This window comes from Bradyrhizobium sp. 21 (assembly GCF_023073335.1).
Classification (GTDB): domain Bacteria; phylum Pseudomonadota; class Alphaproteobacteria; order Rhizobiales; family Xanthobacteraceae; genus Bradyrhizobium.
In genome coordinates this window covers 22,326-44,858 of sequence record NZ_JADPJG010000012.1, presented here as the reverse complement: position 1 = coordinate 44,858, position 22,533 = coordinate 22,326, and the positions used below count along the sequence as shown (strand labels likewise).

Genomic DNA, 22,533 nt, shown 5'->3' with positions numbered 1-22,533 from the left:
CCCACCATGCCTTAGAAACCGCCCCGTCCCGGGCGGTCGGTCCGCCAGCGGGAAAAATCTCATTTTGCCACATTCGCGCGCGCCGAAACGGTAGTGCCGGACACGGCCTTTCGAACGTTCAGGATTCTGCCATGAAGGTCCGTAACTCGCTGAAATCGCTGCGCGGTCGCCATCGCGCCAACCGCCTGGTCCGCCGCAAGGGCCGGGTCTATGTGATCAACAAGGTGCAGCGCCGCTTCAAGGCTCGCCAAGGCTGATCTAAGCGGCTGATTGCCCTGCCGGACGCCCGACGCGCGCCCCGCAAGACCACGGTCTCACACGAGTTTGACGCCGCCCCTGCTATGCAAGGGCGGCTTTGCGCGTTTACACTTCGACCATGGCAGTGAGATTCCTTTTCGCGCGCACCCTGTGTCTGGCCCTCGTTCTCGCGACCGCCGGCCTCGCTCCGGCACTGGCGCAGAATGATCCGCCGGCTGCCCCCGGCAATCAGAAGAAGCTCCCGGAAGCGCCGGCCAAGCTGCCCAAGGTCGACCGCACCAAGAATCTCGATTTTCTGTTCGGCGCGCTGAAAGCTGCGCCCGACGAGGCCAGCGCCAAGCATGTCGAGGCGCGGATCTGGGCGATCTGGATCCAGACCCCGAGCGACACCGCGGCGCTGCTGATGGCGCGGGCCAAGACCGCGGTCGACGCCAAGAAGATCGAGGTCGCGATCAAGCTGCTGGATTCGGTCGTCAAGCTCAGGCCCGATTACATCGAGGCCTGGAACCGGCGCGCGACGCTCTACTACATGCAGAACGACTACGGCCGCTCGCTTGCAGACATCCGCGAGGTGCTGATCCGCGAGCCCCGTCATTTCGGCGCGCTCGCCGGCCTCGGCATGATCATGCAGGAGGTTGGCGACGAGAAGCGCGCCCTCGAGGCCTACCGCAAGGCGCTCGCCGTCAATCCGCATCTCGAGAAGATCCCCGACCAGGTCAAGGCGCTGACCGAGAAGGTCGAAGGCCGCGATATTTAGCGGACAAGTCGATCATTGCTCGAGCGAATGCGGCGCGGGCGGATTAACCACGATGACAAGCGCCGCGCTACAAGGGTATGGATGACGCCGCCGCGGGCCTACCTTCTTGGCAGGAGCACAGCCATGAAGCGTTTGATCTTTGCAGGTGTATTGCTGCTCGCGTCGGGAACGGTCAGCCTCGCCGACGGGCTGTTCTGGGTGGTCGGCAACCGCGCCACCGGAAAATGCAACATCATCACCAGCAATCCCGTGATCATCGGTGACGTCTGGTTCGGCGACGGTCCTTACAAGTCCAGGGCCGATGCCAGGCTTGCCCGTTCGACGATTCGCGCCTGTCCGGCGCTCACGCCTGACGAGCAAAAGGACGAGGACCGCACGAACTAGGTCGATAGCGACCTAGTGCAAAACGCTGCCGTCGCGCTCCGCGAGGCCGCGATCGACCGCTGCGGCGTAAGCCTTTGCAAGCTCCGTCTCGAGGTGCTCGTTGATCAGCAGCAGCGCGCGAACGGCACCGCGCAGGTCGCCGTTGCAGCTTGCCACGATCTCGTCGATCGCAGTGTCGTTGGATCTGAGGCTCATCGACATTCTCCGGTTCAAATCAGGACAATCCTGCCGGCCTTTCCCGCATCCCCGGGGGTTGCGAGCAGGATCGGCGCCCACCCGCGTCTAAATGGCGGAACCGACCGTGGCGATTATATGGAAGCCGCGATGACGACTGCATGAAGCTGGTCCGGGGCTTGCGCGCTGAGGGGGGCGTCATTGATTTCGTTGCCTTTTCCCTGCCGGAATTATGCACATATCCACAGCCCCGGCATTTCAGGTGGAGCGCGGGGTCTCACCGGGCGAAACTGCCGCCCGCAAGCCTCGTAACTGCCCTGTGCCCAGGATCGCCCGGATTCTCTCCATGATCGTGATGTCAGTCGTGACCGCGCTGGTTCTGCTGGCGCTGGTCACGCAGGCCGGAATCCTCGCCGTCCAACGCGCCTTTCCACCTCAGGGCCGCATGGTCGAGGTCGAAGGCGCCGTGCTGCACGTCGTCGATATCGGCCCGCGCGATTCGGGCCTGCCGATCGTGATGCTGCACGGCGCGAGTTCCAACCTCGAAGCGATGCGGCGTCCGCTCGGCGACCTCCTGGCCAAAGACCACCGCGTCATCCTGATCGACCGTCCCGGTCATGGCTGGAGCACGCGGGCGCGCCGGCAGGATTCGACGCCGGAGGTCCAGGCGCGGATGATCGATGAGGCGCTCGGCAAGCTCGGGATCGATCGCGCGGTCTTTGTCGTGCATTCCTGGAGCGGCGCGCTCGGCGCGCGGTTGGCGCTCGATCATCCCGGCCGCGTCGCGGGCCTTGTGATGCTCGCGCCCGTCACTCATCCCTGGCGCGGCGGCGTCGGCCGCTACAACGAGATCATCGCAACGCCCGTGATCGGCCCGCTGCTGGCCTACACCATAACCCTGCCGCTCGGCTATTTCCTCAGCGAGCCCGGCGCACGCAACGTCTTTCTGCCGCAAATGATGCCCGATGGTTTCGTGCGGGACTCCGCGACGCCGCTGCTGCTGCGCCCGCGCGAGTTCATCGCCAATGCCTATGATCTGGTGACGCTGAAGCAAGCGGTCGCCGCGCAAGTTGCGCGCTATGGCGAGATATCGGCGCCGGTCACGATCATCGCCGGCGAGCCCGACAAGACCGTGAAGACCGACATCCACGCCCGCCCGTTCGCCGCCACTGTACCGAATGCGAAGCTGATCGTGCTGTCTGATCTCGGCCACATGGTGCAGAACGCGGTGCCGGATCTCGTGAAGACGGAGATCGAGGCGATGATCGGGAGGATCGCTCCCATGCAGGCGGTCGCCAATTAGAGCGTTTTCGAGCGAAGTGGATACCGGTTCGCGTGAAGAAAACGCGTCAAAACAAGAAGCCAGAGCTACGGTTCTGATTCAATCAGAACCGAAGCTTTGGCGACCGCCGTCCTGCGCTTACTGCTTGATCTTCCCGTCCTTGTCGAACTGCGAGACGTAGGTCCAGAGATTGTTGATCTCGGTCTCGTTCTTGATGCCGGCGAACGCCATCTTGGTACCGGGGATCTTGGCCTTGGGGTCCTTGATGTATTCCTTGAACTGCGCCTCGTTCCAGGTGATGCCGGAATTCTTGTTCGCATCCGAATAATTGTAGTCCGGCGCGGTGCCCGACTTGCGGCCGTCGAGGCCGTTGAGCTCGGGGCCGACCTTGTTCTTGGCGCCTTCGCCGATCGCGTGGCAGGCCAGGCATTTGTTGAAGGACGACTTGCCGGCCGCGGCATCCTGCGCCATCGCGGAGGTGGCCGTGGCAGTCACGGTGAGGATCATCAGTGCGCCAAAAGTCAGTTTTTTCATCGGGTGCTCTTCGTCTCTTCCCTGGTGGGTCTCATGGTCGGCGATCATCGGGCCTGCTCGTTTTGGCAGGCCTGCTCGGCTTGGACAAGCCACGAAACCATGACAGGTTTCACGATTTCCGACTTGTCCCAGAGCGAACTTGCGCAAGATCGTGCTCCGACTTTCGGACGGCCTACCCAAACCAGCGCGGACGTGGTTGATTTGCCGCCACAAATCGACCGCGCGGCGTCAGCCGGACGGATATGCCATGAAGGATTTGATATGGCCATCATGATGCCTGCGAGCGACCAGGCCGTACTCGCGCGCCGCGCTGAGATCGTGGCTGCATTGCGCGCAATCGTTCCGGGCGAAGGCGTGATCGATACGCCTGCCGAGATGCGGGCCTATGAATCCGACGGGCTGACGGCCTATCGGCAGCCGCCGATGGTCGTGGTGCTGCCCGATACGACCGAGCAGGTTTCGCTCGTCCTGAAATATTGTGCAGAGCAGGGCATCAAGGTGGTGCCGCGCGGCTCCGGCACCTCGCTGTCCGGCGGCGCGCTGCCGCTGGAAGACGGCGTGCTCCTGGGCCTCGGCAAGTTCAAGCGCATCCGCGAGATCGATTTCGACAATCGCGCCGTCGTCACCGAACCCGGCGTCACCAACCTCGCGATCAGCCAGGCCGTGGCACATGCCGGGTTCTACTACGCGCCCGATCCGTCCTCGCAGATCGCCTGCTCGATCGGCGGCAATGTCGCGGAAAATTCCGGCGGCGTGCACTGCCTGAAATACGGCATGACCACCAACAATGTGCTCGGTTGCGAGATCGTGCTGATGAGCGGCGAGATTTTGCGCATCGGCGGCAAGTCGGCGGAGAACGCCGGCTACGATCTCATGGGCGTCATCACCGGCTCGGAAGGACTGCTCGGCGTCATCACCGAGATCACGGTGCGCATCCTGCAAAAGCCGGAGACGGCACGCGCACTGATGGTCGGCTTCGCGCAAGTCGAGGCGGCCGGCGAATGCGTAGCGCGGATCATCGGCGCCGGCATCATTCCCGGCGGCATGGAGATGATGGACAAGCCTGCGATCCACGCCGCGGAGGCCTTCGTGCATGCCGGTTATCCGCTCGATGTCGAGGCGCTCCTCATCATCGAGCTCGATGGTCCCAAGATCGAGGTCGACGAACTGATCACGCGCGTCGAGGGAATCGCGAACGCCTGCGGCTCGACCACCTGCCAGATCTCGACTTCGGAGGCCGAGCGCAATCTGTTCTGGGCCGGCCGGAAAGCTGCGTTCCCCGCCGTCGGCCGCATCTCGCCGGACTATCTCTGCATGGACGGCACGATTCCGCGCGGCGCGCTGCCGAAGGCGCTGGCGCGCATCCGCGAGCTCTCGGAAAAATACCAGCTCGGCTGCGCCAACGTGTTCCATGCCGGCGACGGCAATCTGCATCCCCTGATCCTTTACGATGCCAACAAGCCCGGCGAGATCGAGCGCGCCGAAGCCTTCGGCGCCGACATTTTGCGCGCCTGCGTCGAGTTCGGCGGCGTGCTCACCGGTGAGCACGGCGTCGGCATCGAGAAGCGCGATCTGATGCCGGAGATGTTTTCGGAGATCGACCTCAACCAGCAGCAGCGCCTGAAATGCGCCTTCGACGCGCAAGGCCTGCTCAATCCCGGAAAGGTGTTTCCGACCCTGCACCGCTGCGCCGAGCTCGGTCGCATGCATGTCCATGCAGGCAAGCTGGCGTTTCCCGATATTCCGCGGTTCTGACGCGGGATATCCGATCTGGCTACGACATGGCGGACGTTCTGATCAGTGTCACGGAGGAAGCACCGGCTAGGACGCAGGTGAAGTCGCGCCTGTTGTTCATCGACAACATCCGCTGGTCGATGATCATTCTCGTGCTGAGTATGCACGCGGCCGACACCTACAGCCCATTCGGCAATTGGTACTATGTCGACAGGCAGGAGACCGGCTTTGGCACGGCCTTGTTCCTCGGCGTCTACCAGAGCTTTCTTCAGGCCTTCTTCATGGCGGCGCTATTTTTCATCGCCGGTTATTTCGCCGCCGGCGCCTTCGATCGGAAAGGACTTTCGAGATTTGCGCGTGATCGGCTGCTTAGGCTCGGTCTGCCGACCTTGCTCTACATGTTGGTGATCGGTCCGCTGACGCAGTATTTTCTGTCTTGGACATGGGGCAAGGGCGGTTTCGGCCATCAATGGCTGACCCATCTGAAAGACGGCGAATGGCTCTCCGAGACGGGGCCGATGTGGTTCTGCGCGGTGCTGCTGCTGGTCTCGCTCCTCTATGGCCTGATCCGCCGGACCGGATGGCGGGAGCCCCAGGTCGCGCTGCGCGCCACGGGGATTGTCCCGTTCGTTGCGGCCATGGCGGCGAGCACGTTTGCCGTCCGCATTGCGATCCCCGCCGATGCCTCCGTGCTCAACGTTCACCCTGGCGACATCCCTCAATATCTTCATATGTTCGCAGCTGGCAGCTTCGGCTATCGCGGCAATTGGATGCTTGGGGTTGCCGAACGCTCCTGCATTCGCTGGGGACTGCTCGCGTTGTCCCTCTCTGCGCCGCTGTTTGCAGCACTTGTGCTGTTCGGTGGCGGCCTGCACGGCGATACGGCGCTCTATGCAGGCGGCTTCAACCTCGTCAGTGCCGGGAAATGCCTGTGGGAGGCGCTGGTCTGCGTCGGCATGGGCCTCCTCATGCTGGCCGTCTACCGTCGCCATTTCGATGCGCAGGGTCCGGTCGCCAAATGGCTCTCTGACAACGCCTTCGGCGTCTATCTGATTCACCCGCCGATCCTGATCGGCTTCGCGCTCCTCTTGCACGCGCTGCCGCTGTTCGCACTCACGAAGGCGCTCCTGCTGACGATGCTGGCCGCGATCGGCAGCCTAGCCGTCTCGGCGTTGATCCTGCGCAAATCACCGCTGCGCGCGATCATCTAACGGTACGCCGCGGCCCGTCTGAGCCGCGGCGTGCAAGCAGGCTATTACAGCAGCCCGTACTGCGCCCGCTCGCGCTTTGCCAACAGCGGCAGCGCTTCGCCGGCGATGTAGGTCTTGAAGTGCGCGCTCTCCTGATGTGCCTTGAACGCCGCCTCGTCGCGGAACAATTCGTAGAACAGGAACTGGGCCCGATTGTCCTTAGCCCGCGAGATCAGGAACAGCTTGACCCCGTCCTCACGCTGCGCCTCCGCAGGAAGCGGTCGAGGATGGCGGCGATCTTGTCGGCCTCGCCGGGCTTGGCCTCCCATTGTGCGACCACGAGCAGGCCGCCGCCGTCGACGGCGGCGCTCAGAGATTTTTGCGCGGCATAGTGGTCCATGATGTCCGTCTCCATCGGCTGGTCTCGATCGCGATCGGAGCAGACTTGTAGCGATGGCCAGCCGGCTTTGGTTCGCCGGTGATCGAAGTGTCGATGTCGTGAACGCTTCGATCCTGATCGAAGCGTCGCCGTGGCCCGCGGTGAATCCGATCGCGCCGGCAATGGTAGCCAGCATCACGCCGCATTTGATTTTCGCGGCGAATTTCGCTACCGGCTTTTCCTGTGGATACGCTCAAGGTCAGAGACGCCAAAGACGTCGAAGAGGTGGTGCGCACGGCGATTGCCAATGAGCAGCCGCTCGAGATCATCGGTCATGGTTCCAAGCGCGGCATCGGCCATGCGATGGCGACCAACGCCGTGCTCGACGTTTCCGCGCTGAATGCGGTCACCGCCTACGAACCCAATGAGCTGATCATCACGCTCCAGGCCGGCGCGCCGCTCGCCGACGTGCTGTCGCTGATCGATGCCAAGAACCAGCAATTCGCCTTCGAGCCGATGAACACCGCACCGCTGCTCGGCACGCCGGTATCAGGCACCATCGGCGGCATGATCGCGGCCGGGCTCGCCGGTCCGCGCCGGATCAAGGCGGGCGGTGCGCGCGACCATCTGCTTGGCGCACATGCCGTCTCCGGTTTCGGCGACAGCTTCAAGACCGGCGGCAAGGTCGTGAAGAACGTCACCGGCTACGACCTCTGCAAGCTGCTGGCGGGGTCCTGGGGCACATTGTCGGTGATGACCGAGGTCACGCTGAAGGTGATGCCGAAGCCGGAGGCCGAGCGGACGCTGCTGCTGCGCGGGCTCGACGATGCCGCCGCCAACAAGGCGATGATTGCGGCGCTGGGCTCGCCCTTCGATGTCTCCGGGGCCGCGCACCTGCCCAAATCGGCGTTCCGGACCAGAACCGAAGGGCTTGGCGATATCGCGGGCCAGGGCGAGGCGCTGACAGTGCTGCGGCTCGAAGGCATTACCGCCTCAGTCGCCCACCGTGCCGGCTCGCTGCGCGAATTGCTGGTCCCGTTCGGAACCGCGACCCTGGTCGAGGACATCGCGTCCGCGGCGCTCTGGGCCGCGATCCGCGACGTGCTGCCGTTCGCGGCTGGCGGCGCGCTGGGGGCCTGGCCAGTCTGGCGAATCGTCTGTCCGCCGGCGTCGGGCGCGGCGCTCGGGACTCAACTGACGCGCGAGACCGGCGGCGACGTGATCTACGATTGGGGCGGCGGACTGATCTGGGCGGCGTTGCCACCGAAGCCGGACGCGCATGCGCCTTCCGTGCGTCAGCGCGCGAACGCCGTCGGCGGGCATGCCATGCTGATCCGGGCCGCTGACGACGTCAGGCGCGGTGTCGACGTGTTCCATCCGCAGGCGCCTGGCATTGCCGCGTTGAGCGAGCGGGTGCGCGCCAGTTTCGATCCGAAGACCATCCTCAACCGGGGACGGCTGACGCGGGGCGCTTGCTGAATGAAGACCGAATTCTCACTCGCGCAGCTCGCCGACCCCGACATCGCCGAAGCCGACAAGATCCTGCGTGCCTGCGTCCATTGCGGCTTCTGCACCGCAACCTGTCCGACCTATGTACTGCTCGGCGACGAGCTCGATAGCCCGCGCGGTCGCATCTATTTGATCAAGGAGATGCTGGAGAAGGACCAGGCGCCGACGGCCGAGGTGGTCAAGCATGTCGACCGCTGCCTGTCGTGCCTGGCCTGCATGACGACCTGTCCCTCAGGCGTGAACTACATGCACCTGGTCGACCAGGCCCGGGTCAGGATCGAAGAGCGCTATCAGAGGCCACTCACCGAGCGGTTGCTGCGCCAGGTGCTGGCCTTCGTTCTGCCGGATCCGCAGCGCTTTCGCATGAGCATGTGGCTGGCGCGGCTGGCCCGTCCGCTGGCCGTGCTCCTGCCGACGCCCCGGCCGTCGGCGACGCCCGGCCTGATTCAGCGCCTCAAGGCGATGCTGGCGCTGGCGCCGAACCGGCTGCCGCCGCCGGGGCCCGCCGCCGGCAGCGTGTTCGCAGCGCTCGGCAAGAAGCGTGGCCGGGTCGCGCTGCTTCAGGGCTGCGCCCAGCAGGTGCTGGCGCCGCGCATCAACCAGGCCGCCATCAGTCTCCTCACGCGCCATGGCATCGAGGTCGTCCTTGTCAGGGACGAGCAGTGCTGCGGCGCGCTGACCCATCACCTCGGCAACGACCAGGACGCGTTGGCGCGGGCTCGCGCCAACGTCGCGGCGTGGCGCACGGAAGCGGCCGGCGAGGGGCTCGACGCCATCCTGGTGACGGCGTCCGGCTGCGGCACCGTGATCAAGGACTACGGCTATCTGCTGCGAGAGGACGCCGCATTTGCCGCCGATGCGGCGATGGTCTCCGCGCTCACCAAGGACATCACCGAATACGTCGCCGCCCTCGGACTCGAACCGACTGCGCGACAGGACAACATCGTCGTCGCCTATCACTCCGCATGTTCGTTGCAGCACGGGCAGAAAATCACGGGCCTTCCGAAAGAATTGCTTTCCAAGAATGGATTCGTGGTGAAAGATGTGCCGGAGAGCCATTTGTGTTGCGGTTCGGCGGGGACCTACAACATTCTCCAGCCCGAGCTTGCGGGTCGGTTGCGCGATCGCAAGGTCGCCAACATCGCAAGCGTCAAGCCGGACATGATTGCCGCAGGCAATATCGGCTGCATGGTGCAGATTGCCAGTGGCACGTCAGTTCCGGTCGTACACACGATTGAGCTTCTCGATTGGGCTACGGGCGGGTCGCGGCCGGCATTGAACGCGCAAGTTTAAGCTTTCAAAGGCTGAGCTTTCGTCCGGAGGTGACGGCTGAAGACGCCCGATCGACCATTGTTCGGCGGCAACAGGAGGACCACGATGGCGAAAGCGAAGAAGAAAAAAAGCAAGAAGGCCAAAAAGGCCAAGAAGGCTGTAGCGGCGAAGAAGACCGCAAAGAAGGCAGCCAAGAAGTCCGCGAAGAAGTCTGCCAAGAAGGCCACGAAGAAATCTGCGAAGAAGGCTGCGCCGAAGAAGGCAGCCAAGAAGTCGGCCAAGAAGTCCGCTAAGCAGGCTGCCCCAAAGAAGGCCGCCAAGAAGGCTGCGAAGAAAGCGGCACCGAAGAAGGCGAAGGCAGCTCCCGCGCCGAAGCCGTCAGCGCCGGCAGCTCCGGCTCCCGAGCCTGCCGCCGAGACAAGCTGGGCGATGCCTTCGTCTTCTGCGGAAGCGACGCCGGCCGAGGGACAAGGTTAGGTCCAAGGCTGGATCCAAGGCTGGATCCAATCCGACGATCGTCGTCGACAACAGGAAGGCCGCAGCGGTGACGTTGCGGCCTTTTTGCATCGCCGCGACGGCTTGCCCGGACGGTCACGTCGGGGAGCGGCCTGATTCGTAGCCCGGACAGCACGGTGCCATCAGGTCCGTACTAACCCGGACCTGCTTGTGCACTTTGGAAGGCAAATAATGTGATCGAGAAGCAACACAACCTGACAACCTTTCGTGGAATCGTCCGAAAGCCCAAAAAGTCGGCAGATGCCTGTGTTTTTTGCTTCACGGCGGACATCCCTCAATCCAAATTGCCGCAGTTAGGAAATTTGCAATCAGGTCGTGCACCCCGGGGGGCTTCCGGGATCCGACTGGGGTCTAAGAACTGGTGATGGGGATCGAAATGAAAAAAGTAGCTTTGTTGGCAACGGCGCTGGCAATGGTGACGGGCTCGGCTTTCGCGGCAGACATGGCGGTGAAGGCTCGGAAAGCCCCGCCGGTGGTTGCGTTTGACCCCTGGGATATCGCCTTCGGCGGCGCCATCATGAGCGACTACATCTTCCGCGGCGTCACCCAGTCGAACCACAAGCCGTCGGTCGCGGCCTATTTCGAGCCGCGCTACAACGTCAACAAGGACCTCCAGCTCTACGTCGGCGTCTCGGCCGAGAGCATCTCCTTCGCCAACCGCGCCGCTGCTGAAGTCGACATCTACGGCGGTATCCGCCCGACCTTCGGCGCGTTTGCCTTCGACATCGGCGTCTGGGGCTACCTGTACCCGGGCGGCACCTGCTACTACGGCGCTCCCGTCGACACGGCCGGCAAAGCGCTCAGCGCCGAGTGCGCCACCAACTTCCTTCTCAACGGCAACGTCATGAAGAAAGACGTCAGCTTCTTCGAAGTCTACGGCAAGGTGACCTATACGGTTAACGACAACTGGGCGTTCGGCCTGAACGAATATTATTCGCCGAACTTCCTGAACTCCGGCGCGTGGGGCGATTATTTGTCAGTCACCGCCAAGTACATCGCGCCGAGCACGGTCTTTGGTGCGAGCGGCGTCGGCATGTACGTGTCGGGTGAGTTCGGCCGTCAGTTCCTCGGTACCAGTGATTCGTTCTACGGCACCGGCTTCACCAATCCCGGCTTCGCTGGTCCGTTCCCGAACGGTATCAAGTACGCCGACTACAACACCTGGAACGTCGGCATCGGCTTCACCTACAAGGTGTTCACCCTTGATCTGCGTTACTCCGACACCGACCTGAACAAGGGCAATTGCAACGCCTTCACCAGCGCCTTCAACGGCTCGGGCACCACCAGCGTCACCTCCATCAACCCGACCGGCGTTGGATCCAACTGGTGCGGCGCGGCTGGTATCGCCAAGCTGTCCTTCGATCTGACGGCGATGGCCAACCTGAAGTAAGCTTCTTCCCGAAGCGACTCGATGAGGGCGGCAGGGCAACCTGCCGCCCTTTTGCTTTGGGTGACTGCTTTTGGTGGTGTCCGAGAGAGGGGCCGGGTCTTTCGTGGTTCGAGACGCGCCGTAGGGCGGCGCTCCTCACCATGAGGGTCGGGGCTTTCTCCACGATGATGACCTCATCCTGAGGGCCCGCCAAAGGCGGGCGTCTCGAAGGATGGCCGCAACAAAGGGCCTTAGCTCGGCGGCCCCCGCCAACGCCTCAGCGCGCCGCGCTCGGCTCCTTCTCGACCGGCGCGCCACCGTCACTGAGGACGTGGACTGCGCCGTGCTTCACCATCGTCACCTTGCGGGTATGGAAGGCGTCGAGCGTCGAGCGGTGGCCGATCGACACGAGGGTGGCCTGCGGCAGCCTCTCAGTCAGCAGCCGGTACAGCCGGGCCTCTGACGGTTCGTCCAGCGAGGCGGTGGCCTCGTCCAGGAATAGATAGTCCGGCGCGTGCAGCAGCGCGCGGGCGAGCCCTAGGCGCTCCTGCTCGCCCAGCGACAGCATCCGGTTCCAGTGGCCTTCCTCCTCGAGGCGCTCGGCGAGGTCGGGCAGCCCGACCGCGATCAGCGCGTCCCTGACGGATGCCCCTTCGAATGCGCCGGGCGCGGCCGGATAGACGACGGCGTCACGCAGCACGCCGACCGGGAAATAGGGGCGCTGGGGCAGCATCATCAGCTTCGCCTTTTCGGGGACGAAGATGGTGCCGGTACCGAACGGCCAAATGCCGGCGATGGCCCGGAACAGCGTCGACTTGCCGGAGCCCGACGGTCCGGTCACCAGCACGCGCTCTGGCGTCTGGATGGCAAAGGCCCCGAGGGCCACCAGCGGCGTGCCGTTGGGCAGGTTCACACAAAGCTGCTCGAGGCCGATATTGCGACCGCCGGTGGCGACCTTGAGGGCGATCGCCGGCTCATGCGCCGGCAGGTTCGCGGCTGCATCGACCGACATCTCGAAGCCGTCGAGGCGCGCAACGATGGAGCGCCATTCCGCCAGGGACCGGTAAGCCGTGACGAAGAATGAGAGTGCGCCCTGTACGCTGGAAAAGGCGGATGCAGTCTGCATCATGTCGCCAAGCTGAATCTTCTTGGCGAAGAAGGCCGGCGCCACCAGCACATAGGGAAATATCACGGCGGCCTGCTGATAACTCGCAGTGAACGCAGTGAGGCGTTTGGTCCGGCTCATGATGGCGTACCAGTTGCCGATCACGAAGCCGAAACGATCCAGCAGGCGGGCGCGTTCGGCGCCCTCGCCCTTGAGCAGCGCGATCTGCTCGGAGTTCTCGCGGACGCGAACGAGGTTGAAGCGGAAGTCGGCCTCATAGCGCTGCTGCTCGAAATTGAGGTTCACCAGCGGTGCGCCGATCCAGTGCGTCAGCGCGGTGCCGAAGATCGCGTAGATCATTGCGCCCCAGCACAGATAGCCGGGAATCATGAGATCGCTGCCGAACAGGTGCAGCGGCGCGGCATTGGAGAGACCCCAGAGGATGATCACGAAGGAGAACAGCGTCACGATGGACGAGAGCAGGCCGAGCCCGATGGTCAGCGTTTGTTCGACGAAGTTCCTGACGTCCTCGGTGATGCGCTGGTCCGGGTTGTCGGCGGCATCGCCTTTGAGCTGCATGCGGTAATGCGTAGCGCCTTGCAGCCATTCGCCGAGATAGTGCCGGGTCAGCCATTGCCGCCAGCGGATCTGGAGCCACTGGTTCAGGTACAGCTTGTAAACCGCCAGCGCGATGAAAGTGGAGGCGAGGGCGATGAAGATCCAGATCTGCGTGACGAACGCGTCCCAGTCGCTCGCCTGCAACGCGCTGTAGAACCGGTTCTGCCATTGATTCACGAGCACGTCGATTGCGACCAGTGCCAGCTCCATTGCGACAACGGCGGCGAGGAGGCCGCGGCCGGCCCATTTGTCCTCCGATCGGAAATAAGGGATGGCGATTCGCCAGACGGTCGCGAGCGTGGCGCTGATGTTCTTCACAGAGCGGGGTCTCCTGAGGGGATGCGCACAATTGCCCTGAGCCAAAGACTTGAGACGAGGGCGGAAATGGCGCGCTTAGACTAAAGTCGCAAGTTCTGCAATTTGCGTTGCCGTGTCGCAGCTTGCAACCCTAGCATGGGCTTCAACGGCGCGGGGCGGGGCCCTTCGAGATTTCGCGAGCTTGTGAGCGGGACGGGAACCGCTGCATTCGCGAGGAATTCGCGTCCAACTCGGGGGTTATCGCTTCAGCGTCAAGCAGGATCGGCTGTCCACGCGGGCCGCCTGCAGCACACATGCGTGGGGGAGGAAGACCATGTGGAATCAAGTCTATGACCCGTTGCACAGCCCTGTGCTGTCGACGATTGCGGCGGCAATCCCTGTCGTCACACTGCTGGTCCTGATCGCGAGCGGCCGCGTCCAGGCTCATATCGCGGCAGTCATCGCCGTGATCGTTGCCAATCTGATCACGATCTTCGTGTTCACGATGCCGGCAAACATGTCGATCCGCGCCTCGGTGCTGGGCATCGTCACGGGCTTCTTCCCGATCGGCTGGATCGTTCTCAACGTCATCTTCCTCTACCAGGTGACAGTGACCACCGGACGCTTCGAACTGCTCAAGCGCGCGGTCGGCGGCGTCACCGAGGACCGCCGGCTGCAACTGCTGCTGATCGCGTTCTCGTTCGGCGCCTTCTTCGAGGGCGCTTCGGGGTTCGGTACGCCGGTCGCGATCACCGGCGCCGTGCTGATCGGCCTCGGCTTCTCGCCGCTCGCAGCTTCCGGCCTGTCGCTGATTGCCAACACCGCGCCGGTCGCCTACGGGGCGCTGGGCACGCCGATCCAGGGCCTTGCCTCGGTCACCGGGCTCGATCCCTACATCCTCGGTGCGATGGTCGGCCGACAATTGCCGTTCTTCTCGCTGATCGTACCGTTCTGGGTGGTGTGGGCGTTCGCGGGCTGGAAGGGCATGAAGGACGTCTGGCCGGCGATCCTGGTCACCGGCGTGTCGTTCGCGGTCCCGCAATTCGTGATCTCGAACTACGTCAATCCCTGGATCGTCGACATCGGGGCGTCGCTGATCTCGATGGGCGCGCTGATCCTGTTCCTGAAGGTCTGGCAGCCGAGGCAGCTCTGGCTGTCGCCGGCGCTGCGCGGCCGCGACGAATCGGCCGCCACCATGGCGGCGGCAAAACCGCTCGACAAGACACCACTGACGCAGAGCGAGCTGTTCAACGCGCTGCTGCCTTGGATCATCGTCTGTATCGTGATGCTGATCTGGGGCAATGGCGGCTTCAAGACCTGGGCGAACTCGATCTTCACCTGGAACTACCCCGTTCCCGAGCTGCACCAGATGATCAACAAGATGCCGCCGGTCGCGCCAGGGCCGACGAAAGAGAGCGCGGTGTTCGGCTTCACCTACCTGTCCTTCACCGGCACGGGCATGCTGATTGCGGCGATCATCTCGGGCTTCCTCATGGGCGTCGGTCCCGGCAGCCTGCTGATCCAGTACGGCCGCACCATCCGGCTGTGCGCGATCTCGCTGATCACGATCTCGGCGATGCTCGCGATCGGCACGCTGACGCGGCTCTCCGGCGTCGACGCGACGCTCGGTCTCGCCTTCGCCGCGACCGGCGTGCTCTATCCCTTCTTCGGCACGCTGCTCGGCTGGCTCGGCGTGGCGCTGACGGGATCGGACACCGCCTCCAACGTGCTGTTCGGAAACTTGCAGAAGATCACCTCCGAGCAGCTTGGCCTGTCGCCGATCCTGATGGGCGCGGCGAACTCGTCCGGCGGCGTCATGGGCAAGATGATCGACGCGCAGTCGATCGTGGTCGCCTCCACGGCGACCAACTGGTACGGCCACGAGGGCACGATCCTGCGTTTCGTGTTCTGGCACTCGATCGTGCTGGCCTGCCTCGTCGGTGTGCTCGTGACGTTGCAGGCCTATGTCTATCCGTTCACGACGATGGTGCTGAAGTAGCGGGCCACGCCCGGCCTCGACGTAGATCCCCGCACGGCTTCGCCGCCTTGCGGGGATTTTTGCGCCCACGTCGAGCGAACCTTCTCAACGGCGCCGCGGTCTTATAGAAGGTGCCGCAGATCAGGTCGGTCGAGAGGTCTCATGGTTTCGCTCAGGCAGATGGTGTGTGTCTCGGTTGCAATGCTCGCGATGTCCACGCTCGCGCGTGCGGAGGACGGTTTTCCGTTCGGCACCGAGATGACGCTGGAGGCGCTGCCGCAGCCGGGCTCGAAGCGGATTCCGAACATCGAGATCGGCGACAATGGCGAGGTGGTGCTGGAGCTCTGGTGCAAGGGCGGCAAGGGCCAGTTCTCGGTCGCCGGGAACACCGTGATCTTCATGCCCGGCCCGATCCAGGACCGCTCCTGTCCGCCGGCAAGGGCGCAGGCCGACGACGAGCTCGTCGCAGCGCTCGGCAGCGTCGAGACCTGGAAGCGCCAGGGCGACGTGCTGACGCTGGTCGGCCCGAAGCCGCTGCGCTTTCGCGTCAACGGGAATTAGGCACGGCCCTCGTGTCCCGGACAAGGCGTAGCGCGCAAGCGCTGCGCCGCAGAGCCGGGACCCAGATGTCCATCCACGATCTCGCGTGCGGCTCCTGGGCCGCGGCTCTGCAGCGCTTAAGCGCTGCGTCCGGGGCACGATAGACAAGCTTATTTCCACACCGACTTGTCGGCGTCCCAACGCTGGCCCTTCAGCTCCTTGGCGAGCGCCTCGACCGAGCCGTTGTCGTCGGGCTGATCGCCTTCCTCGTCGGCTGCCGCTTCGTCCGAGAGATTGAGCTTGGCGCCGCTGCTCTCATCGGTGGTCGTAGTCGCGGGGCTGCCGATCCAGAGCATGAGCTTGTCGGTCGTGCCGGGCTTGTCGGGCGAGACGAGACCCGCAACCTCGATCGTGTCGGTGAGCTCGAGCGCCGGGAAATCCTGGTTCGGCCGCTTGAAGACCAGCTTGAGCTTGCCGGTGGCGGGGTTGAAGCTTTGCGAGACCGGCTTTGCCGCGAGTGTCCTGGCCAGCACGCCCGCCACGGCGGCCGAGAGCTTGTCGCGGTTGATCTTGTCGCCGTCGCGCCAGTCGGCGGCGGGGATGCGGATGGTGCGGTCCATCTCGGTCATGCCCGCGGTCCAGCCCGCGGCGGTGACGCCCGGCATCGCCTTGAATTTTGCCAGCAGCGCGCCTGCGCGCTCCGGATCGACCGACATGTTGATGGTCTGCTCGCCAGCGCGCAGCGCATCGCAGCCGACATTGAGGCTCGCCAGCGTCACTTCGACGTCCTGGCCCTTCAGGCTCTTCAGGAACTCGGTCGCGGCGTCCAGCTTGACCTTGACCGCGATCGCTTCCGGCGAGACGTCGGTGAAATCCTTCGGCTGCGGCGTGATGCCGTCGTCGGAGGTCTGGTTGTCCAGAAACTCCTTCTCGCTGAGATCGGAATTGTCGGGCGAGGTGACCTCGGTCACCGCCTGGCCGATGCTGATCTGGCCGCGGAATTCGAAGGTGTCTCCGGCCTGTTTGCGCAGCAGCTTGACGGTGACGGGCGCCTTCGCGCCGAGGCTTTGCGTCGTGCCGGTCAGGTTCTGGCCCGCGACCTGGAGATTGACGACGAAGCGGTCCTTGCGGTCGGAATTCTTCGCGACGGGATAGCAGACGTCGAGCACGGCCGCGGTGACGGTCTTGCCCTGGCGTGTCTCCTTCAGGATCACGTCGGCATTGCCGTCCATCAATCCGTCGATCGAGGTGAAATAGCGCGTCTCGGCGCCGCCGGGCGCCGTGGCCTTCGGCGACAGCTTCATCTGGGCGGAGGCGATCTCGGGCGACACTGCAAGCAGAGCCGCCAATAAAACTGTCGGGCAAACCAGAAGCGCGCGCATCGACGAAATCCTCGGGCAATCGGGCATGATCCGGAAAAGTGTGAAGCGGGTTTCCGATAAGATCATGCCCAAACAACTAGAATCGGCGCCACCGTAGTGGGTTTTGGCCGCCGGTTGAATCGGAAAGCGTGCAGAATGATCGGCAAAAAAGAAGGCCGCCCGGAGGCGGCCTTCGTAGCACTGGAACGAAAGGATGGGCTTAGAAGCCGCCCATGCCGCCGCCGCCCGGCATCGCGGGCGCGGCTTCCTTCTTCGGTGATTCGGCGACCATGGCCTCGGTGGTCACCAGCAGGCCGGCCACGGAGGCGGCGTCCTGGAGCGCGGTGCGCACCACCTTGGCGGGATCGATGATGCCCTTCTCAATCATGTCGACATACTCCTCGGTCTGGGCGTCGAAGCCGAACGTTTCGGACTTGTTCTCCAGGATCTTGCCGACAACGATCGAGCCTTCCACGCCGGCATTCTCCGAGATCTGGCGGATCGGGGCTTCCAGCGCCTTCAGCACGATGTTGATGCCGGCCTGCACGTCGGCATTGGCGTTGGTCAGACGCCCCACCGCCTTCTTGGCACGCAGCAGGGTCACGCCGCCGCCCGGGACGATGCCTTCTTGCACCGCGGCGCGGGTGGCGTTGAGCGCGTCCTCGACGCGGTCCTTCTTCTCCTTGACCTCGATCTCGGTGGCGCCGCCGACGCGGATCACCGCGACGCCGCCGGCGAGCTTGGCGAGGCGCTCCTGGAGCTTCTCACGGTCGTAGTCCGACGTGGTCTCCTCGATCTGGGCCTTGATCTGGCCGACGCGGGCCTCGATCTCCGGCTTCTTGCCGGCGCCCTTGACGATCGTGGTGTTCTCCTTGTCGATCACCACCTTGCCGGCGCGTCCGAGCATCTTCACCGTGACGTTCTCGAGCTTCATGCCGAGGTCCTCGGAGATGAGCTGGCCCCCGGTGAGGATCGCGAGGTCCTCGAGCATGGCCTTGCGGCGGTCGCCGAAGCCCGGCGCCTTGACGGCGGCGACCTTGAGGCCGCCACGCAGGCGGTTGACGACCAGGGTGGCCAGGGCCTCGCCCTCGACGTCCTCGGCGATGATGACGAGCGGCTTGCCCGACTGCACCACAGCTTCCAGCACCGGCAGCATGGCCTGCAGGCCGGACAGCTTCTTCTCGTGCAGGAGGATGTAGGCGTCCTCGAGCTCGGCGGTCATCTTCTCGGGGTTGGTGACGAAGTAGGGCGACAGATAGCCGCGGTCGAACTTCATGCCCTCGACGATGTCCACCTCGGTGTCGAGCGACTTGTTCTCCTCGACGGTGATGACACCCTCGTTGCCGACCTTCTGCATCGCCTGCGCGATCATCTTGCCGATGGCGGCATCGCCGTTGGCCGAGATGGTGCCGACCTGGGCGACCTCGGAGGAGGCGGCGACCGGCTTGGCGCGCTTCTCGATGTCCTTGATGACGGCCGCGACCGCGATGTCGATGCCGCGCTTGAGGTCCATCGGGTTCATGCCGGCGGCAACCGACTTGGCGCCTTCGCGCACGATGGCCTGGGCCAGCACGGTCGCGGTGGTGGTGCCGTCGCCGGCGAGGTCGTTGGTCTTGGAGGCGACCTCACGCACCATCTGGGCGCCCATGTTCTCGAACTTGTCCTCGAGCTCGATCTCCTTGGCGACGGTGACTCCGTCCTTGGTGATGCGGGGCGCGCCGAACGACTTCTCGATGACGACGTTGCGGCCCTTCGGGCCGAGCGTCACCTTGACGGCGTTGGCGAGAATGTCGACGCCGCGCAGCATGCGATCGCGCGCGTCTCCGGAAAACTTGACGTCTTTGGCAGCCATGTTCTGCAGTCCCTGTTGTTTCGTGATGTGTCTGCCGCTGGCTTCCTCGCATCATGTCCGGGGTCCGCAATCGAACCCGGCGGAATGATGGATGCCCGGATCGTCAGCGCGAAGACGCGCTTCGCGCTTTGGCCCGGGCATGACATTCAGCGGCTGTTCAGGCTGATGGCCTTAGGCCATTACGCCCATGATGTCCGACTCCTTCATGATCAGGAGATCTTCGTTGTCGATCTTGACCTCGGTGCCCGACCATTTGCCGAACAGCACGACGTCGCCGACCTTGAGGTCGATCGGGGTCAGCTTGCCGGCCTCGTCGCGACCACCGGGGCCGACGGCGACGATTTCGCCCTGGGAGGGCTTTTCCTTGGCGGAGTCCGGAATGATGATGCCGCCCTTGGTCTTTGCCTCGGCGTCGATACGTTTGACCACGACACGGTCATGCAGCGGACGAAATTTGGATTTAGCCATGACGTTTCCCTTTGGAGGCTCGCTTCGGAAGTAGCGGAAAAACTGGGTGGGGCGGCGCTTCCGTCCACCCTCTTGCCAAGGATCGAACGGTGCGCTTAGCAATCGGTCTTTCCGAGTGCTAATGGTGCGCCCGGGAATATGGCTTGGCCGCGATCCTGTCAAGCAAAGGTGGTTAAGCGATTGGTGAGGCGGATATAGGATGGTGGCATTGGAAACTTGTTCGGGGCGCCGGCGTATCGAAGGACGTCATTGCTCCGGCAGCGGTTTTGCGCTTGGCTGCGGGTGGGGTGCGGCCATGGTCTTGTTCGGGGGAATGCCATGATCAGTTCAGCTCACGCACGCACGATCGCCAATCTGGCGGCGGCCTCTTGCCTGGCGCTGCTGCTGGGCGCGTGCGGCGGCGGCATGAGCCTGCCGTCCTTCTCTTCGTCCTCACCGCCGCCCGAGGCCGAGCCCGGCACCGGTCCGGAAATGCCCGCGTCGATCCGCGCCGACGAGATCGTCGGCCGCTGGGGCCTCGCCTCGTTCCAGAACCCGGCCGACCGTGCCCGCACCGAGGCTGCCGCCCGGGCCCAGTGCAAAAATCCCTACGTGATCACCGCCGGCTCGTCCGGCGGCGTGATCATGCATCTGGCCGACCAGGCGACCCCGCAGGAGCTGCGGCTGAAGGGCTCGCCCAGCGGCAAGAACTATATCGGGCCGGCGGGTCCGACGCCCGGCGAGCAGGACCGCGAAATCGTCTCCTTCGACGGCCGCGTCCTGATCACCCGCTTCATCGACAAGGACGCCGCCACCCGCTACGGCAACATGGTCTACGTCCGCTGCGCGCCAAGGGCGTGATTTCTTCTTCCCTCATGCCCCGCCTAGTGCGCAATTGCGCACGGGGGCGGGGCATCGAGTAATCCCCGCCGGCGCTTGAGCCGAGACGTCCGCGATTGCTGGATCGTCCGCCTTCGCGGACGATGACAGTGAGGCGCCAAATACAAAAAACGCCGGCTTGCGCCGGCGTTTTGTTTTTCAGAGTGTCGCGTCCGCTCAGTCGAACAGCGCGTCGATATCGTCCTGCGAGGCGTGGCCGACGTCACCGGCGAGCTTCGGCCCGTTGAGGAGTTTTTCGTCCTCGCTGCGGGTGTCGGCGGCCGGCGCAGGCACGTGGGACTTGATCGCGTCGACGCCGCCCCAGATCTCCATCATCGAGTTGATGTGCTGCTCGATGAACTTCATCGTGTTCATGACCTTGCTGATGCGCTGGCCGGTCAGGTCCTGGAAGTTACAGGCTTCGAAGATCGAGATGACGCGTTCCTGGATGTCGTCGGCGAGCAGCTTCTGCTGATCGGCCGATTGCACCTTGGACATCGCGGTCGCCGCCTGGTCGATTGACTCGGCGGCTTCGAGGATCTGCTGGGTGGCCTGTTCGGTGCCGCCGACGACCGCGCCAAGCTCGCCATTGACCTTGGCCATTTCGCCGCCATCAAAGCTCTTGCCGTGCAGCGTCGCGATCTCGCGCTTGGTGCGGTCGATGGCGTCGTGGATGAGGTCGAGCTCGACCTTCAGCTTCTCGCACTGCTCGATCTGCGCGCGGTAGGTATCGAGCATGGTACGAGCTTCGGAGAGCTCGTGGGCGGTGGAGGCGTCGATCGCCGCCATGGCTGCGCTGCCCGACAAGGGCACGCTGCCCTTCGCCATCTGTGCGCGGATCGCACGCAGCTCGGCCATGATCTCACTATGCATCGGCGCGGCCTCCTCGATCATTTCGGGGCTTGGCATCTCGCCGACAATAGCCTCCTCGACACGAAAACGTTTGCGGTGAATAGCCATCAAGAACTCCCCCCACCTCACTCACGCGTCTTTGTAGGCTGAAGCGATTTAACACGAAGTTCACAGCCGGAACTGTCGTGCGGTTGTGCGCGACGGCTTGCAAACGGGCGATTAACCATGCGTGCGCGGCGTTCATCGAAAATAAACGCTGATCGCCAAATTGCAGCTCGCTCGCGACGTGGTGAATCAAAACGCCTGAAACGTTTACCAAACGAAACGGCTTTTGCTCTTTATTGACCACGTCGCGAGCGTGAACAAGCCAGCGCGTTCGGCGGCGAATGCAACTAGACGAAACAGTACAGAGTACGTCGATGTTCAAAAAAATGTCTGTCGCGCTGCTCGGCAGCGCTTGCACCTTCATTGCCGGCGCAAACAACGCGAGCGCCTTCGACAATTCGGTGTCGAATGATCCGCCCGCGGTGCTCTACCAGCCGCAGGTGCCGCCGGCGCCGGTGCGCGTCGCCTCCAATTCCGGCATGGGCGGCGGCTTCATCGAATTTCTGTTCAGCGACGGACCCGGCCGCGGCCCGGCCTACGCCCCGCAGCAGCCGGTCTATCAGCAGCAGCCAGGCTATTACGACCAGCGTCGCCTGCCGCCGATGGGCGAGCCGCAGATGCAGGGGGCGGTTCAGCAGGAAGCTGTCGACCCGCGGCAGCGTCAGTTCGATCCGAGATTCGAGAAACAATCTGTTGACTATAGCGGCAAGGAAAGTGCCGGCACCATCGTGGTCGATACGCCGAACAAGTTCCTCTATCTCGTCGAGGGCAACGGTCGCGCGATGCGTTACGGCATCGGCGTCGGCCGTCCGGGCTTCACCTGGTCCGGCGTAAAGTCGATCACGGCCAAGCGCGAATGGCCGGACTGGACACCGCCATCGGAAATGATCGCGCGCCGCCCTGACTTGCCCCGGCACATGGAAGGCGGCCCGGAAAATCCGCTCGGCGCCCGCGCGATGTATCTGGGTTCGACGCTCTACCGTATCCACGGCTCCAACGAGCCCTGGACCATCGGCACCAACGTCTCCTCCGGCTGCATCCGCATGCGCAACGAGGACGTCATCGATCTCTACGGCCGCGTCAATGTCGGCACCAGGGTCGTGGTGATGTAGGCGCATCGCGTTCGAAACTAAAACGGCCG

The 22,533-nt window shown here is 64.0% G+C and carries 23 protein-coding genes; 14 read left to right on the top strand and 9 right to left on the bottom strand.

The genetic code is table 11. The annotated features are described in order from the left end of the window. Nucleotides 1-131: 131 nt before the first annotated feature. The 3 genes from ykgO (at nucleotide 132) to IVB31_RS14055 (ending at nucleotide 1,399) form a co-directional block, all read left to right on the top strand. Nucleotides 132-257: a type B 50S ribosomal protein L36 gene (gene ykgO, locus IVB31_RS14065; RefSeq protein ID WP_006611362.1), complete on the top strand. Its 126-nt coding sequence runs from the start codon at nucleotides 132-134 to the stop codon at nucleotides 255-257. 119 nt (nucleotides 258-376) lie between these two features. Beyond that, nucleotides 377-1,015 carry a tetratricopeptide repeat protein gene (locus IVB31_RS14060; protein ID WP_247323085.1) on the top strand — a complete coding sequence of 213 codons (639 nt, stop codon included), beginning with the start codon at nucleotides 377-379 and terminating at the stop codon, nucleotides 1,013-1,015. Nucleotides 1,016-1,138: 123 nt separating this feature from the next. After that, complete coding sequence (locus IVB31_RS14055; RefSeq protein ID WP_247323075.1) at nucleotides 1,139-1,399, top strand: hypothetical protein; 261 nt, start codon at nucleotides 1,139-1,141, stop codon at nucleotides 1,397-1,399. A gap of 12 nt (nucleotides 1,400-1,411) precedes the next feature. Here IVB31_RS14055 and IVB31_RS14050 read toward each other — a convergent pair whose 3' ends face one another. After that, nucleotides 1,412-1,594: a hypothetical protein gene (locus tag IVB31_RS14050; protein ID WP_247323074.1), complete on the bottom strand. Its 183-nt coding sequence runs from the start codon at nucleotides 1,592-1,594 to the stop codon at nucleotides 1,412-1,414. Nucleotides 1,595-1,919: 325 nt separating this feature from the next. Between IVB31_RS14050 and IVB31_RS14045 the strand changes: the two genes are divergently transcribed. Continuing rightward, nucleotides 1,920-2,876: an alpha/beta hydrolase gene (locus IVB31_RS14045; RefSeq protein WP_247323073.1), complete on the top strand. Its 957-nt coding sequence runs from the start codon at nucleotides 1,920-1,922 to the stop codon at nucleotides 2,874-2,876. A 117-nt stretch (nucleotides 2,877-2,993) separates the two neighbouring features. On the opposite strand, the gene cycA is transcribed toward IVB31_RS14045, so the two are convergent. Next, nucleotides 2,994-3,389, bottom strand: a complete 396-nt coding sequence (gene cycA, locus IVB31_RS14040) for a cytochrome c-550 CycA (protein WP_200470180.1) — start codon at nucleotides 3,387-3,389, stop codon at nucleotides 2,994-2,996. 261 nt (nucleotides 3,390-3,650) lie between these two features. Between cycA and IVB31_RS14035 the strand changes: the two genes are divergently transcribed. Together IVB31_RS14035 and IVB31_RS14030 are read left to right on the top strand one after the other, a co-directional pair. Continuing rightward, entirely contained in the window at nucleotides 3,651-5,144 is a 1,494-nt protein-coding gene (locus IVB31_RS14035; RefSeq protein ID WP_247323072.1) for an FAD-linked oxidase C-terminal domain-containing protein, read from the top strand. 26 nt (nucleotides 5,145-5,170) lie between these two features. Beyond that, nucleotides 5,171-6,334: an acyltransferase family protein gene (locus IVB31_RS14030; RefSeq protein WP_247323071.1), complete on the top strand. Its 1,164-nt coding sequence runs from the start codon at nucleotides 5,171-5,173 to the stop codon at nucleotides 6,332-6,334. Between the two features lie 44 nt (nucleotides 6,335-6,378). On the opposite strand, the gene IVB31_RS14025 is transcribed toward IVB31_RS14030, so the two are convergent. Both IVB31_RS14025 and IVB31_RS14020 read right to left on the bottom strand, forming a co-directional pair. After that, nucleotides 6,379-6,546 carry an antibiotic biosynthesis monooxygenase gene (locus IVB31_RS14025; RefSeq protein WP_247323687.1) on the bottom strand — a complete coding sequence of 56 codons (168 nt, stop codon included), beginning with the start codon at nucleotides 6,544-6,546 and terminating at the stop codon, nucleotides 6,379-6,381. Then, nucleotides 6,546-6,713, bottom strand: a complete 168-nt coding sequence (locus tag IVB31_RS14020; RefSeq protein ID WP_247323741.1) for a hypothetical protein — start codon at nucleotides 6,711-6,713, stop codon at nucleotides 6,546-6,548. Before IVB31_RS14020 ends, IVB31_RS14025 begins: the two co-directional genes overlap by 1 nt. A 222-nt stretch (nucleotides 6,714-6,935) precedes the next feature. Between IVB31_RS14020 and IVB31_RS14015 the strand changes: the two genes are divergently transcribed. From IVB31_RS14015 to IVB31_RS14000, 4 genes are all read left to right on the top strand, one after another. Next, nucleotides 6,936-8,171: an FAD-binding protein gene (locus tag IVB31_RS14015; protein WP_247323070.1), complete on the top strand. Its 1,236-nt coding sequence runs from the start codon at nucleotides 6,936-6,938 to the stop codon at nucleotides 8,169-8,171. After that, the gene (gene glcF / locus IVB31_RS14010; protein WP_247323069.1) at nucleotides 8,172-9,494 is read left to right on the top strand and encodes a glycolate oxidase subunit GlcF; all 1,323 of its coding nucleotides are present in this window, start codon (nucleotides 8,172-8,174) and stop codon (nucleotides 9,492-9,494) included. An 84-nt stretch (nucleotides 9,495-9,578) separates the two neighbouring features. Continuing rightward, nucleotides 9,579-9,950, top strand: coding sequence for a hypothetical protein (locus IVB31_RS14005; RefSeq protein WP_247323068.1), 372 nt, complete (start codon nucleotides 9,579-9,581; stop codon nucleotides 9,948-9,950). A gap of 415 nt (nucleotides 9,951-10,365) precedes the next feature. Next, the gene (locus IVB31_RS14000) at nucleotides 10,366-11,379 is read left to right on the top strand and encodes a TorF family putative porin (RefSeq protein ID WP_247323056.1); all 1,014 of its coding nucleotides are present in this window, start codon (nucleotides 10,366-10,368) and stop codon (nucleotides 11,377-11,379) included. Between the two features lie 256 nt (nucleotides 11,380-11,635). Here IVB31_RS14000 and IVB31_RS13995 read toward each other — a convergent pair whose 3' ends face one another. Further along, complete coding sequence (locus tag IVB31_RS13995) at nucleotides 11,636-13,399, bottom strand: ABC transporter ATP-binding protein/permease (protein ID WP_247323055.1); 1,764 nt, start codon at nucleotides 13,397-13,399, stop codon at nucleotides 11,636-11,638. 313 nt (nucleotides 13,400-13,712) lie between these two features. On the opposite strand from IVB31_RS13995, the gene IVB31_RS13990 reads away from it, so the two are divergent. Together IVB31_RS13990 and IVB31_RS13985 are read left to right on the top strand one after the other, a co-directional pair. After that, nucleotides 13,713-15,377, top strand: coding sequence for an L-lactate permease (locus tag IVB31_RS13990; RefSeq protein ID WP_247323054.1), 1,665 nt, complete (start codon nucleotides 13,713-13,715; stop codon nucleotides 15,375-15,377). Between the two features lie 141 nt (nucleotides 15,378-15,518). After that, complete coding sequence (locus IVB31_RS13985; RefSeq protein ID WP_247323053.1) at nucleotides 15,519-15,917, top strand: META domain-containing protein; 399 nt, start codon at nucleotides 15,519-15,521, stop codon at nucleotides 15,915-15,917. Nucleotides 15,918-16,066: 149 nt separating this feature from the next. On the opposite strand, the gene IVB31_RS13980 is transcribed toward IVB31_RS13985, so the two are convergent. The 3 genes from IVB31_RS13980 to IVB31_RS13970 all read right to left on the bottom strand — a co-directional run bounded on the left by IVB31_RS13980 (nucleotide 16,067) and on the right by IVB31_RS13970 (nucleotide 19,577). Next, a complete protein-coding gene (locus tag IVB31_RS13980; protein WP_247323052.1) occupies nucleotides 16,067-17,278 on the bottom strand; it encodes a hypothetical protein in 1,212 nt (403 codons plus the stop codon). Nucleotides 17,279-17,477: 199 nt separating this feature from the next. Next, nucleotides 17,478-19,109, bottom strand: coding sequence for a chaperonin GroEL (gene groL / locus IVB31_RS13975; protein WP_247323051.1), 1,632 nt, complete (start codon nucleotides 19,107-19,109; stop codon nucleotides 17,478-17,480). Nucleotides 19,110-19,280: 171 nt separating this feature from the next. After that, entirely contained in the window at nucleotides 19,281-19,577 is a 297-nt protein-coding gene (locus IVB31_RS13970; protein WP_247323050.1) for a co-chaperone GroES, read from the bottom strand. A gap of 318 nt (nucleotides 19,578-19,895) precedes the next feature. Here IVB31_RS13970 and IVB31_RS13965 point away from each other — a divergent pair, with 318 nt between their 5' ends. Beyond that, complete coding sequence (locus IVB31_RS13965) at nucleotides 19,896-20,417, top strand: hypothetical protein (protein WP_085361269.1); 522 nt, start codon at nucleotides 19,896-19,898, stop codon at nucleotides 20,415-20,417. A gap of 195 nt (nucleotides 20,418-20,612) precedes the next feature. Here IVB31_RS13965 and IVB31_RS13960 read toward each other — a convergent pair whose 3' ends face one another. Beyond that, complete coding sequence (locus tag IVB31_RS13960; protein WP_247323049.1) at nucleotides 20,613-21,395, bottom strand: protein phosphatase CheZ; 783 nt, start codon at nucleotides 21,393-21,395, stop codon at nucleotides 20,613-20,615. A gap of 311 nt (nucleotides 21,396-21,706) precedes the next feature. On the opposite strand from IVB31_RS13960, the gene IVB31_RS13955 reads away from it, so the two are divergent. After that, nucleotides 21,707-22,504, top strand: a complete 798-nt coding sequence (locus tag IVB31_RS13955; RefSeq protein ID WP_247323048.1) for a L,D-transpeptidase — start codon at nucleotides 21,707-21,709, stop codon at nucleotides 22,502-22,504. Nucleotides 22,505-22,533 lie beyond the last annotated feature (29 nt).

Coding starts and splice junctions, on each gene's coding strand:
- ykgO (WP_006611362.1), top strand. CDS start 132: ATGAAGGTCCGTAACTCGCTGAAATCGCTGCGCGGTCGCCATCGCGCC.
- IVB31_RS14060 (WP_247323085.1), top strand. CDS start 377: ATGGCAGTGAGATTCCTTTTCGCGCGCACCCTGTGTCTGGCCCTCGTT.
- IVB31_RS14055 (WP_247323075.1), top strand. CDS start 1,139: ATGAAGCGTTTGATCTTTGCAGGTGTATTGCTGCTCGCGTCGGGAACG.
- IVB31_RS14050 (WP_247323074.1), bottom strand. CDS start 1,594: ATGAGCCTCAGATCCAACGACACTGCGATCGACGAGATCGTGGCAAGC.
- IVB31_RS14045 (WP_247323073.1), top strand. CDS start 1,920: ATGATCGTGATGTCAGTCGTGACCGCGCTGGTTCTGCTGGCGCTGGTC.
- cycA (WP_200470180.1), bottom strand. CDS start 3,389: ATGAAAAAACTGACTTTTGGCGCACTGATGATCCTCACCGTGACTGCC.
- IVB31_RS14035 (WP_247323072.1), top strand. CDS start 3,651: ATGGCCATCATGATGCCTGCGAGCGACCAGGCCGTACTCGCGCGCCGC.
- IVB31_RS14030 (WP_247323071.1), top strand. CDS start 5,171: ATGGCGGACGTTCTGATCAGTGTCACGGAGGAAGCACCGGCTAGGACG.
- IVB31_RS14020 (WP_247323741.1), bottom strand. CDS start 6,713: ATGGACCACTATGCCGCGCAAAAATCTCTGAGCGCCGCCGTCGACGGC.
- glcF (WP_247323069.1), top strand. CDS start 8,172: ATGAAGACCGAATTCTCACTCGCGCAGCTCGCCGACCCCGACATCGCC.
- IVB31_RS14005 (WP_247323068.1), top strand. CDS start 9,579: ATGGCGAAAGCGAAGAAGAAAAAAAGCAAGAAGGCCAAAAAGGCCAAG.
- IVB31_RS14000 (WP_247323056.1), top strand. CDS start 10,366: ATGAAAAAAGTAGCTTTGTTGGCAACGGCGCTGGCAATGGTGACGGGC.
- IVB31_RS13990 (WP_247323054.1), top strand. CDS start 13,713: ATGTGGAATCAAGTCTATGACCCGTTGCACAGCCCTGTGCTGTCGACG.
- IVB31_RS13985 (WP_247323053.1), top strand. CDS start 15,519: ATGGTTTCGCTCAGGCAGATGGTGTGTGTCTCGGTTGCAATGCTCGCG.
- IVB31_RS13980 (WP_247323052.1), bottom strand. CDS start 17,278: ATGCGCGCGCTTCTGGTTTGCCCGACAGTTTTATTGGCGGCTCTGCTT.
- groL (WP_247323051.1), bottom strand. CDS start 19,109: ATGGCTGCCAAAGACGTCAAGTTTTCCGGAGACGCGCGCGATCGCATG.
- IVB31_RS13970 (WP_247323050.1), bottom strand. CDS start 19,577: ATGGCTAAATCCAAATTTCGTCCGCTGCATGACCGTGTCGTGGTCAAA.
- IVB31_RS13965 (WP_085361269.1), top strand. CDS start 19,896: ATGATCAGTTCAGCTCACGCACGCACGATCGCCAATCTGGCGGCGGCC.
- IVB31_RS13960 (WP_247323049.1), bottom strand. CDS start 21,395: ATGGCTATTCACCGCAAACGTTTTCGTGTCGAGGAGGCTATTGTCGGC.
- IVB31_RS13955 (WP_247323048.1), top strand. CDS start 21,707: ATGTTCAAAAAAATGTCTGTCGCGCTGCTCGGCAGCGCTTGCACCTTC.